Consider the following 11362-nt stretch of genomic DNA (forward strand, 5'->3'; position numbering starts at 1 on the left):
GGTTCCCCGGAGTCAGTTGGACGAGCCGTTCCCATCGGTCGTCGCGCTGCCCAGATCCGCCGGTCCTTCCGCAGTGGGCGAGCGATCGCTCACCGCGACGCGCCAGACCGTGTTCGACAGGTCGTCGGCGACGATCAGAGCTCCCTTCGGGTCCACCGTGACGCCGACCGGCCGGCCGTAGGTGTGGCCGTCCTCGCCCATGAAACCGGTCACCACCTCGACCGGATCGCCGGCGGGGGCGCCGTCGCGGAAGGGCACGAAGATCACCTTGTAGCCGCTGGGCACGCTGCGGTTCCAGCTGCCATGCTCGCCGACGAACACGCCGTCGGCGAAGCGCTCGCCCATCGCCGGCGAGGAAAAGGCCACGCCGAGCGCGGCGACGTGCGAGCCCAGGGCGTAGTCCGGCTTGATCGCCGCGGCGACCATCTCGGGCTTCTGCGGCTGGGCGCGCGGGTCGACGTTCTGGCCCCAATAGCTGTAGGGCCAGCCGTAGAAGCCACCCTCGCGGACCGAGGTCAGGTAGTCGGGGACGAGGTTGGGGCCAAGCTCGTCGCGCTCGTTCACCACCGCCCACAGCGTGCCGGTTCCCGGCTGGATGGCCAGCGCGGTGGGGTTGCGCAGGCCCGTGGCGTAAGGCCGGTGCGCGCCGGTCTGGGCGTCGATCTCCCAGACCATCGCGCGGTCGGCCTCGGCGGGCATCCCGCGTTCGGTGATGTTGCTGTTGGAGCCGATGCCGACATAGAGGAACCGCCCGTCCGGGCTGGCGGCCAGCGACTTGGTCCAGTGATGGTTGATGTAGGAGGGCAGGTCGGTGACCTTCTCCGGCGGCCCCTCGGCGCGGGTCTGGCCGTCGCGGTAGGGGAAGCGCACCAGCGCGTCCTGGTTCGCGACGTAGATCTGGCCGTTCACAAAGGCCAGCCCGTAGGGGGCGTTCAGGTGGTCGGCGAAGACCGTGCGCTCCTCGTACCGGCCGTCGCCGTCGGCGTCGCGCAGCAGGGTGATGCGGTTGCCGCTGGGAACCGGGGTCGTGCCCTTGGCCTTGATGATGCCGGCAATGAAATCCTTGGGCCGCAGCGGCGGGGCCGAGCCGCCCCGGCCTTCGGCGACCAGGATGTCGCCGTTGGGAAGGACGAGGGTCTGGCGCGGGATGCCGAGGTCGGTGGCGATCGCCGTGACGGTGAAGCCCTCCGGCACGGTCGGCTTCCGGTCCCCCCAGTTGGCGGGGTTGGCGATCTTCATGCTGGGCAGCAGCCCGTACTGCTGCTCGGGCAGAGGCGGGTTGGCGCCGTAGACGGGCGGCGACGGGTTGTTGTCGTCGCAGGCGGCCAGCAGGGCGACGAGCGCGGCGGCGGCCAGCAGGCTGGAGCGTGTCATCGCGTGTCTCCCGTGCGCAGGCCCATGCGGAAGCTGGAGAAGCCGAACCAGGTCGCCAGGAGGGCGGTGACGGTGACGACCGCCGAGAGGATCAGACCGTCCGGCATGATTCCCCAGGCGTCCCGCGCGTGCACGAAGGCGTTGACGAGGCCAAGCGCGACGGTGACGAGCAGCAGGACGAAGTAGACGAGCCCGCGACCGCGGCGCCGGCCGGCGCGGAACAGGTCGATGAAGGCCCAGAGGAGCGAGAAACCGGCGAAGACCATGCCGCCGGCGATCAGCCAGGCGGCGAAGTTGCTCCACTGGATCTCGAAGCTCCTGGAATAGGCGACGTCGCAGAGCAGGCCCCCCAGGAACAACGGAAGGGAGGCGGCGAGCAGCACCGCGTGCAAGGGATGGATGGCCCTTGCCGGTCTGCCGTGATCGACGATGGCTACCAAGACGTCATCTCCTTGCCCGACGGGGGTCCGCGCCGGGGCGGCGCGGAAATCAATCTTTTCAATGGGCAAGCAGGAAGATGGTTCCGCGCGGTGGCGGGCCGGGGATCGGCGAACCGGGGATCAGGGCACCAGCCGGTAGCCGCCGGGCTCCGTCACCAGGATCTCGGCGTTGGACGGATCGCGCTCGATCTTCTGGCGCAGGCGGTAGACGTGGGTTTCCAGCGTGTGGGTGGTGACCCCGGCGTTGTAGCCCCACACCTCGCCGAGCAGCGTCTCCCGCCCGATCACCGCGCCGCCGGCCCGGTACAGGTATTTCAGGATCGCCGTTTCCTTCTCGGTCAGGCGGATCTTGCGGGCGCCGCCGTCCGCCAGCAGCAGCTTGCCCGCCGGGCGGAAGCTGTAGGGGCCGATGGCGAAGACGGCGTCCTCGCTCTGCTCGTGGACGCGGAGTTGGGCGCGCAGCCGGGCCAGCAGCACCCCCATGCGGAAGGGCTTGGTGACGTAGTCGCTGGCCCCGGAATCAAGCCCCAGGATGGTGTCGGCGTCGGAGGCCGCCGCGGTCAGCATGATGATCGGGCAGCGCACCCCCTCGCGCCGCAGCAGGCGGCACAGGTCGCGCCCGTCCATGTCCGGCAGCCCGACGTCGAGCAGGATGGCGGCGAAACCGCCCTCCCGCGCCACGGCCAGGGCGGAGGCGCCGTCCCCGGCCTCCACCGTCTCGAATTCCTCCAGAAGCTGGAGCTGCTCGGCGAGGGACTGCCGGAGGGCGGTGTCGTCGTCGATCAGAAGGATGCGTTTCGCAAGCGTCATTCGGGGGCGTTCACCGGTGGCTCCGGGCGCGGAACTTATCATGGCCCGCGCGGGATTGCCCTAGCCTTATCGGAAGGTCCGAAGACAAGCGGGGGACAAGCGTCAGGCGCCCCACAGGCTACCCAGCCGGGCCGCCGCCGCCGCGTCCGGGGGAAGGACGACCGCCGCCTCTGTGGCGAGGCCGAGCTCCGCCACCGCCCGCGCCGCCGCCGCGTCCGGCACGGCGAGGGCGCGCATCAGCGCCAGTGCGCCCTGCTCGAGATGGCGGCGGGCGGCGGCCTCCTCCTCGGTCAGGCCGGGCTCCAACCAGAGCAGCCGTTCCACCAGCGCGACGAGCCTCAGGCGCCGGCTGTCCATCGCCAGGGCGGCGGCGAGGCCGGGCAGGGCGCCGCCGTCCACCAGCACCCGCGTGCCGTCCGGCAGGCGCGACAGCGCGATGTCCGCCGCCAGCACCGCCGAGGGGTCGAGCCGCGGGTAATCGCCCGGCAGGGCGTGGCGCAGGACCTTTTGCCCCTGCGCCTCCAGCGCCAGCGCCAAACGGTCCGCGTAGCCGTCCGGCGCCCGGTTGGCGGGGAGGAGGAGATGCAGGGCCGGCTGGTCCGCCATGGCGATGGCTCTCGCGTGCAAGGGGGGAAGGAGAGGGGACGGCGAGCATAGCGCAAGCCGGATTCGCCCGCACCGGCGGCGCTTTGCGCCATCGTTGCACCCTCGGCAACGGTGTGGCGCGCGGGATTTGCTGGACAGGGGTGCGCCACCTGCGCTTTGCTTCCGGCGCTCTCCGACCCATGTCGGGATTTTCGCCCTTCGGGGCGCAGCACGCGAAGCCTCCGTTATGTACGCCGACGCTCCTTCCGACTCCGCCCCGCCCGAAGCCGTCCTGCCCATGGACGAAGCCGCCATGCGCGCGGTGGACCGGGCCACGGCCGCCCTGCGCCGGGGCGAGGCCGTCGCCATCGAGACCGCCGACGGCAGCGTCGGCGCCGCGGTGTCGGTGGAATCCGTGGCGATCGACGCCGTGCAGCGGCTGGTGCAGCTCACCGGCGCCGCGCCGGTCCTGGCCGTCACCCGCCGCCGCGCCACGGTGCTGAAGCTGATGGGCGAGGGGACGGGCGTCGTCGCCCTGTCGCTTCCCCGCTGCCTGACCGCGGACGAGGCCCATGCGCTGGCCGATCCGGAACACCGCCCGGACGGCGACATGCCGGACGGCCTGACCGCCACGGCCATGGACCCCGGGTCGCGGGAAACCGCGGCGGTGGACCTCGCCCGGCTGGCGCGTCTGCTGCCGGCGGCCATCGTCGCACCGGCTACTGGACACACGGCCGCCGGTCACACCGGCAGCGCCGCGGAATGGGCGGCACGGCACGACCTGCTGCTGGTCCGCGCCCGCGACATCGCCGATTACCGCGTCCATGTGGTGCGCACGCTGCGCCGGGTGGCCGAGGCCCGCGTCCCGCTGTCCGGCGCCGAGAACACCAGCATCGCCGCCTTCCGCCCCATCGACGGCGGGCCGGAGCATCTGGCGATCATCGTCGGCAACCCGGTGGCGGGCGAGCCGGTGCTGGCCCGCCTGCATTCGGAATGCTTCACCGGCGACCTGCTGGGGTCTTTGCGCTGCGACTGCGGCCAGCAGCTGCGCGGCGCCATCGCCGAGATCGCCCGGCAGGGCAGCGGCGTCCTGCTCTATCTGGCGCAGGAGGGGCGGGGGATCGGCCTCGTCAACAAGCTGCGCGCCTACCGCATCCAGGACCGCGGCTTCGACACGGTGGACGCCAACGAGATCCTGGGGTTCGAGGCGGACGAGCGGGTCTATCTGCCGGCGGCGGAGATGCTGCGCCAGCTCGGCTTCACCGCCGTGCGGCTGATGACCAACAACCCGGAGAAGCTGCGCCAGCTCGCCCGCTGCGGGATCGAGGTGGTCGAGCGCGTTCCGCACATCTTCCCGTCCAACGGCCACAACGAAGGCTATCTGCGCACCAAGGCGGAGCGCAGCGGGCACATGTTCTGAAACCACATCTTCTGAGAATCGAGTCTTCAGGGGGCAGGAAACGCCCCTTGCCCGGCAGCTCTTGCCGGGTCACGGTCCGGACCGGAACCGAAGGCGCCCGTGGCGACGGGATTCCAGCCCGAAGAACTGGCACGCCGGTTGCTTAGGACAGGGCTGGACACCGCGACGGGAGACCGCCCATGGCCATCGACGCCACCACCATCGACGCCACCGCCGCTTCGCGGCCGGTGCAGCGCGAGCGGTCGCCGGCCCAAACGACGTCTTCCGTGACGGTGATGGAAAGCCGGGACAGTCCCGACCGGTACGAGGCCGAAGCCGAGATGTCCTTCGGCGACTTCCTGGACATCATCAACCCGCTCCAGCACATCCCGCTCGTCAACACCGTCTATCGCGAGATCACCGGCGACACGATCAAGCCGTCGTCCAAGGTCATCGGCGGCATCCTGTTCGGCGGCCCGCTGGGCGGCATGGCGTCCATCGCCAACGCGGTGGTGGAACAGGCCCAGGGCAAGGACATCGGCGGGCAGATCATGGCGTCGCTTGGCTTCGACGGGGACGCCGCCGCCGGCCATCCGCCCGTCGGCACATCCGGAGCCACTGCGGTCGCCGCCCTGCCGGACTCCGCCGCCGGCACCTCGGCACCGGCCATGGCCGCTGCGGCGCCGGCCGCACAGCCGGCCCGCACCGTCACGGCGGAGCTGCCGGACGCCAAGCGCGCCGCAGCGCCGTCGCATGGGGTGGGGGCGGCGGTGACCGGATCCGGGCGCGATGGCCTGACGGACGCGCCGCATCCCTCGCGCATGCCGGCGCGCGACACCCCGCTGGCGAACAGCCTGATGGCCAAATACGCCGCGAAGCCGCATCCTTCCACCATCGGCTTCGCCGCAACGGCGGCCCCCTCCGGCGCCCGGAAGGCCACGGAAGCCGCGGCGCCGGCGGCCCAACCGGACGCCACCGCCGGAAGCGCGCCAGCCAACGCGCCGGCACAGGCGAACGCCGTCCCGGCCGCCGCCAACAGCAACGCCTTCGCGCCCGTGACACCGGACATGCTGTCTGAGACGATGATGCGCAATCTGGCCAAGTACGAGCAGGGTCGGCGGGCCGCGCAGACCCAGGCGCCCAGCCTGCGGGTGTCCGGCTGAGCGCGGTGCCCTCGGAAACGGGTGAGGGAAGGGCGATGGAGATCACGGTTCGTCTTGAGGACCCGCCGTCCGCAGGCCGTCTCGACTGGCCCGGCGGGTCGTTCCGCTGCGTGCTGGGCCGCGGCGGCATCCGCGCCGACAAGCGGGAGGGCGACGGCGCCACCCCGGTCGGGCGCTTCGCGCTGCGCCGCGTGCTGTGGCGCCCCGACCGGCTGGAGCGGCCGGAGACGGGCCTGCCGGCGTCGCCCATCGCGCTCGACGACGGCTGGTGCGACGATCCGGCGGACCCCGCCTACAACCGCCCGGTCAAGCGTCCCTACACCGCCAGCCACGAGGAGCTGTGGCGCGACGACCATGTCTACGACGTCATCGTGGTGATGGGGCACAACGACGACCCGGTGGTGCCGGGCCTGGGCAGCGCCGTGTTCATGCATGTGGCGCGGCCCGACCGGGCGCCGACGGCGGGCTGCGTCGCGCTGCCCCTGCCGGACCTGCTGCGGCTTCTCAAGGACTGCGCGCCGGGCACCGCGCTGACCGTGGCTGACCCGGCGGGCTAGGCGGCGCTATCCGGCGGCGGGATAGGGGCGGGCGCCGAAGATCGCCGTGCCGACCCGCACATGGGTGGCGCCGAAGCGGATCGCCGTCTCGTAATCGCCGCTCATCCCCATGCTGACCTCGGGCAGGCCGGCGCGGCGCGCCATGTCGGCGAGCAGGGCGAAATGCATCGCCGGCTCCTCGTCGACCGGCGGGATGCACATCAGCCCGGTCACCGGCAGGTGCCAGCGGTCCCGGCAGGCGGCCAGGAAGGCGTCCAGCTCCGCCGGTGGGATGCCGGCCTTCTGCGGCTCCTCGCCGGTGTTGACCTCGATCAGGCAGCGCGGGCGTCGCCCGCTGCGCACCATCTCCTCGGCGAGCGCCTCGGCCAGCTTGGGCCGATCCACCGTCTGGATCACGTCGAACAGCGCCACCGCGTCCTTGACCTTGTTGGTCTGGAGCGGGCCGATCAGGTGCAGCTCCAGGTCCGGGAAGCGTTCGCGCAGCGCGGGGAACTTCGCCTTGGCCTCCTGCACGCGGTTCTCGCCGAACACGCGCTGGCCGGCGGCCAGAGCCTCCTCCACCGCCTCGACCGGGTGGGTCTTGGAGACGGCGACCAGGGTCACCGCGCCGGGAGCGCGCCCGCCGGCGGCGCAGCCGTCCTGGATGGAGCGGCGGACGGCTTCGAGCCGGGCCGTGACGGTGCCGTCTGGTGTGTCGGTGTGCGAAGCGGACATGCCGGTCCTCCCCCTTTTATGGCGCCTGCCTGTACAGGAACCGGAGGGCGTGGTAACGGACGGGCCGACGAAACGCAAGCACCCCGAGGAGAACACGGCATGCGTGGTTGGATGCGTCCCCTGATCCTGTCGGCGCTGATTCTGGGGGCCGCGCCGTTCACGGCCGGCAGCGCCCTTGCCCAAAACGCTGGAAATCCGAACGCCGGGAGCCAGAATGGCGGCAAGCCCGCCGCCGGCAAGGAGGCCGCCACGAAGGAGGCCCCCAAGGAAGCTCCCAAGACGGCGGCGGGGTCGGCCATCGCCCAGGCGCCCTTCGCCGTGCAACCGTTCCCGCTGCAGGACGACGGCACCTACAAGGACTTCATGGGCGCCGCCGCCGCCGACCTCAACCGGCGCTGCACCAAGCAGGAAAATTATGGTTGGGAGTTCAAGAAGGACGACGACGCCCGTCGTGACCAGATCCTCGAATCCACGCTGGGCGGCTTCCGCAAGGCTGGCTGGAAGCTGGGCGAGGTGAAGGTCCGCTCCATCCGCGATCCGGGAACCACCGCCTACACGGCGGAGAAGGCCAAGCAGCGCCTGCTGGCCGTCTGGACCCCGATGGAGAACGCGGCGATCCTGCTGCTCTGCGAGACCGAAGCGGCGCCAGCGACCAAGAAGTAAGAACCAGCGACCAAAGAAAACGGCGGCGGATGGGTATCCGCCGCCGTTTTCGTCAGAGCTGCCGCAAGGCCGATCAGAAGGCCAGACGGGTGTCGATCATGACGATGTGCGCGCGGTCGTCGAGCCCCACGGCATCGGTCTTCAGGTCGAGATAGCTGTACTCCAGACCCGTGGTCAGGCCGGGCGCGACGGTGTAGGTAACGCCGGCCTGATACAGGTCAGCCTTGGCCGGAGTCGTTTGGGTTTCGACGTCGTTGCCACGCGAATGCGAGTAGTTGGCGGCCAGGATCAACGGACCCGTGGTGTACTGGGCGCCGACGATCCAGATATCCTGCTTCTGCTTCGTCGTGATCGACTTGTCGTAGCCGCTGTCGCCGCTGTAGGCGTAGCTGCCGCCGATCTTGAAATCGCCGTAGCCGACGTTCAGGCCGGCATGAACCGAGCTGAGCTTCTCGAAGCGGGTGGCGGCGGCGCCGACGCCGTTATCGACCGCATCGCCAAACTGGTAGAAGGCGCTGGCCGCGACGCTGAAGCCGCCGAACTCGTTGGTGTAGGTGCCGCCGGCCTCGACGACATCCTGGAAACCGCCGTTGTCCTGGCGACGGTTGATCGAGGTGTGCGAGTCGCCGGAGCGCGGCATGTAGGAGACGCCGCCCTGGAAGCCGGCGATGGTCGGGGTCAGGTAGATGATCTTGGTGCCGACATCGCCTGAGGCGAGGGCGCGGAAGTTGTTGGTGGTGGTCGGCAGCAGGCCGTAGGTCGACGAGCCGTTGAGGAACTCCACCGTGTTGTTGTCCGGACCGCCGGCGATGCCCTCGACGTTCGGGCCGATGATGCCGAACTCGTCCGACAGGCCGTTGATCGTGCCGGCCTGCAGGGTGCCGAAGCCGCTGTTCACGAAGATGAAGGCGCGGTCGGCGTCCATCGTGCGGACGTTGCTGGCGCCGTTGGCGGCGCGCATGCGGACGCGGCCGCCGTACTCCAGCCCGTTGTCGGCCGTGGCGACCGGCGTGACGACCACGCGGAAGCGGTTGGCGAACTCCGTAGAGCGGGTGCCTTCGTCACGGTCCTGTTCGACATAGGCGCCCTGGAAGAAGGCGTCGCCGCCGATCTTGACCTCGAACTTGGTCTGGGCGGAAGCCACGCCGCTGCAGGCGATGATCGCGATGGCTGCGCAGCCCGTAACAAGAGAACGCTTCATTGATGGTCCATCCTTCTAGCAGGCCCCCAAGGAGACTGGAGCCGTGCGGTTGTGCTTCCCACCAATTACTAAGCCACCCGTTCGTTTACCCGGCAAGGGCGATTTAACAGGGGAAACGGTTCAACTGTAACACAGTGGCCATTCTGACACAGTCATAAGTATTTGATCATCAACTGTTTTTCCCGCATGCCGTAAATATAGCACATTGACCGTCCAGATTTTGAGCGCGGTGAACAAACTTTACGCACAGAAATGCGCCATCTGGGCAGCGGGCCGGACGCGGACGGTGCACGGAAAAGGCGCAGCGCGACGAACACGAGGAAAGCACAAAGAAAAAAGGGCGGTGGCCGAAGCCACCGCCCTTCTCCATCCACGGATGACCGCAGATTAGAACGCCAGGACCGTACGGAGCAGGACGACGTGACCGTCGTTGTCCAGGTCCACAGCGGCCGTGCTCAGGTCGCTGTCGGCCTTGAAGTAGTCGTACTGAGCCTGCAGGGTCAGGCCCGGAGCGACGGTGTAGCCCGCGCCGAACTCGTAGACTTCCAGCTTGCGGCTGCCGGCGGTGTAGAGGCTGCCAGCGTCCTTGCCGTTCTTGTAGTTGGCGCCGACGACGATCGGGCCGGCGGTGTACTGAGCGCCGACAACCCAGAGGCGGCTCTTCTCGTTGTCCGAGGTCGCGGTCTGGATCTGGCCCGACTCACCGAAGTCGGTGTACGAACCGCCGAGCGAGAAGCCGGCGTAGCCAACCTGGGCGCCAACCTGCCAGGCGTTCAGGTCCTCGACGCTGGCGCCGACCGTGGTCGTGCCGGCGGCGTTGCCCCAGTAGTAGCCAGCGCTGGCCTTCAGCGAAACGCCGCCGAAGGTGTTGCTGTAGTTGGCACCGACTTCGACGAGGTCCTCGAACGTGGTCGAGAAGCCGCGGCCGGTGGCGGTGACCGGGGTCAGGTCGGCGCGGTTGACCGAGGCGTGCGAGTCGTCGTTGCGCGGGGTGTAGCTGGCGCCCACCTGCAGGCCGGCGAAGCGCGGCGAGAAGTACACGATCTTGGTCGCGTTGTTCTCGACGACCAGCGACTGGCTCAGGAGCGAGCCGTTCAGACCGGCGAGGCCGCCACCGATGTCCGAGGTCTGGCCGATCCAGGCCGCGACGCCGTCATAGATGCCGAGCTGCAGGTAATCCTGCGGAGCGGTGACGTAGGTGGCGTCGTTGAAGGAGTTGGTCACGCCCATCTGGACCTGACCGAACGCGCCCTGCGCGAAGATGTAGCCGCGGTCGGCGTCCATCGTGCGGGCGTTGTTGGCGCCCGAGTTGGCGCGCATACGGATGCGGCCGCCGTACTCCAGGCCGTTGTCGGCCTTGGCGGTCGGGGTCACGATGACGCGGAAGCGGTTGCGGAAGTCAACCGAACGGGCACCCTCGTCGCGGTCTTCGTTGACGTAGCCGCCTTCGAAGTAGGCGTCGCCGCCGACCTTGACTTCAAACTTGGCCTGAGCGTTGGCGGCGCCGGCACCCAGAGCCAGAGCGGCAGCGGCGCAGCCCGCGAGCAGATAACGGTTCATGATTGTTGCCTCCATCCTGGCAGCAGAATTTTCAGCCCGGTTAACGTCCTGGCTGGCTCTGTGGTACGCAGATGCGGGGACGCCAGCAAGCCGGAAATCGCAAAGTTGCAGCAATGAAGGAACAGTGTGTCCGACGGAACACACCTTGATTGTGCGCCGCGGTCGGGATTCCGCGGCGCACAGGGACCCGCGCCGGGGGGGCCGGCCCCGCCCCCGGACACAGCAAAGGCACAGGCGGCGCCCCGCATCGGCTGTTGCCGCGGGCGGGCTTTTATGGTCTTTTCACCCGCATCCGCCGCGGTATCGTGCGCGGTACCCCGAATTTATTGATCCAGGTTCCGACCATGCGCCGTTCCCGTGTCCTTCGCCTTGCCCCCGTCGTGCTCGCGGCGTCGCTCGCCGTGGCCGGTTGCTCCAGCTGGGGCGGCCAGACGGAAACCGTCGATGAGCAGATCAAGAAGGAATACAAGTTCGGCAGCCTTCTCGGCACCGACGGCGGCTTCAGCCTGTTCGGCAAGAACAAGCGCAACGGCGCCGAGCAGGGCGATCCCAACGGCATCGGCGTCAACAGCTTCCTGTGGCGCGCCTCGCTGGACACGCTGTCCTTCATGCCGATCGTCTCCGCCGACCCGTTCGGCGGCGTCATCCTGACCGACTGGTACACCCCGCCGGACACGCCGAACGAGCGCTTCAAGGTCAACCTCTACATCATGGACCGCCAGCTCCGCGCCGACGGCGTGCGGGTGTCGGTGTTCAAGCAGCAGCGCGCCGGATCGGATTGGCGCGACAGCGCGGTCGGCCCGGAGACGGCGACGACGCTGGAGGACGCGGTGCTGACCCGCGCCCGCCAGATCCGCGTCGCCCAGCAGGCCGCGGCGCGCTGAACGGGGGCGCCG

The 11362-nt window shown here is 69.6% G+C and carries 12 protein-coding genes; 5 read left to right on the forward strand and 7 right to left on the reverse strand.

Annotation, left to right across the window (positions count from 1 at the left end; genetic code table 11):
* Window positions 1-12: 12 nt before the first annotated feature.
* The 4 genes from D3869_RS07655 to D3869_RS07670 all read right to left on the reverse strand — a co-directional run bounded on the left by D3869_RS07655 (window position 13) and on the right by D3869_RS07670 (window position 3230).
* Entirely contained in the window at window positions 13-1374 is a 1362-nt protein-coding gene (locus tag D3869_RS07655; RefSeq protein ID WP_137139562.1) for a PQQ-dependent sugar dehydrogenase, read from the reverse strand.
* Window positions 1371-1814: a DUF2231 domain-containing protein gene (locus D3869_RS07660; protein ID WP_137139563.1), complete on the reverse strand. Its 444-nt coding sequence runs from the start codon at window positions 1812-1814 to the stop codon at window positions 1371-1373. Before D3869_RS07660 ends, D3869_RS07655 begins: the two co-directional genes overlap by 4 nt.
* 120 nt (window positions 1815-1934) lie before the next feature.
* Window positions 1935-2624 (reverse strand): response regulator transcription factor, encoded by a 690-nt coding sequence (locus D3869_RS07665; protein WP_014238955.1) that lies wholly within the window; start codon window positions 2622-2624, stop codon window positions 1935-1937.
* Window positions 2625-2726: 102 nt separating this feature from the next.
* Window positions 2727-3230 carry a glycosyl transferase gene (locus D3869_RS07670; protein WP_137139564.1) on the reverse strand — a complete coding sequence of 168 codons (504 nt, stop codon included), beginning with the start codon at window positions 3228-3230 and terminating at the stop codon, window positions 2727-2729.
* Window positions 3231-3456: 226 nt separating this feature from the next.
* Between D3869_RS07670 and ribA the strand changes: the two genes are divergently transcribed.
* The 3 genes from ribA to D3869_RS07685 all read left to right on the forward strand — a co-directional run bounded on the left by ribA (window position 3457) and on the right by D3869_RS07685 (window position 6328).
* Window positions 3457-4629, forward strand: a complete 1173-nt coding sequence (gene ribA / locus D3869_RS07675) for a GTP cyclohydrolase II (protein ID WP_175426417.1) — start codon at window positions 3457-3459, stop codon at window positions 4627-4629.
* A gap of 179 nt (window positions 4630-4808) precedes the next feature.
* Window positions 4809-5771: a hypothetical protein gene (locus D3869_RS07680; protein ID WP_137139566.1), complete on the forward strand. Its 963-nt coding sequence runs from the start codon at window positions 4809-4811 to the stop codon at window positions 5769-5771.
* Between the two features lie 35 nt (window positions 5772-5806).
* Complete coding sequence (locus D3869_RS07685; protein ID WP_137139567.1) at window positions 5807-6328, forward strand: L,D-transpeptidase family protein; 522 nt, start codon at window positions 5807-5809, stop codon at window positions 6326-6328.
* Between the two features lie 6 nt (window positions 6329-6334).
* Here the strand turns inward: D3869_RS07685 and D3869_RS07690 are convergent, their stop codons facing one another.
* Window positions 6335-7042 (reverse strand): YggS family pyridoxal phosphate-dependent enzyme, encoded by a 708-nt coding sequence (locus tag D3869_RS07690; protein ID WP_137139568.1) that lies wholly within the window; start codon window positions 7040-7042, stop codon window positions 6335-6337.
* Between the two features lie 99 nt (window positions 7043-7141).
* On the opposite strand from D3869_RS07690, the gene D3869_RS07695 reads away from it, so the two are divergent.
* Window positions 7142-7705, forward strand: coding sequence for a hypothetical protein (locus tag D3869_RS07695; protein WP_137139569.1), 564 nt, complete (start codon window positions 7142-7144; stop codon window positions 7703-7705).
* Between the two features lie 73 nt (window positions 7706-7778).
* Here the strand turns inward: D3869_RS07695 and D3869_RS07700 are convergent, their stop codons facing one another.
* Together D3869_RS07700 and D3869_RS07705 are read right to left on the reverse strand one after the other, a co-directional pair.
* The gene (locus D3869_RS07700; RefSeq protein ID WP_137139570.1) at window positions 7779-8906 is read right to left on the reverse strand and encodes a porin; all 1128 of its coding nucleotides are present in this window, start codon (window positions 8904-8906) and stop codon (window positions 7779-7781) included.
* Between the two features lie 387 nt (window positions 8907-9293).
* Window positions 9294-10466, reverse strand: a complete 1173-nt coding sequence (locus D3869_RS07705) for a porin (protein WP_137139571.1) — start codon at window positions 10464-10466, stop codon at window positions 9294-9296.
* Between the two features lie 344 nt (window positions 10467-10810).
* Between D3869_RS07705 and D3869_RS07710 the strand changes: the two genes are divergently transcribed.
* Window positions 10811-11350, forward strand: coding sequence for a DUF3576 domain-containing protein (locus tag D3869_RS07710; RefSeq protein ID WP_014238944.1), 540 nt, complete (start codon window positions 10811-10813; stop codon window positions 11348-11350).
* The last annotated feature ends 12 nt before the right edge of the window (window positions 11351-11362 follow it).

The sequence above is a fragment of the Azospirillum brasilense genome (genome assembly GCF_005222205.1).
GTDB lineage: Bacteria > Pseudomonadota > Alphaproteobacteria > Azospirillales > Azospirillaceae > Azospirillum > Azospirillum brasilense_G.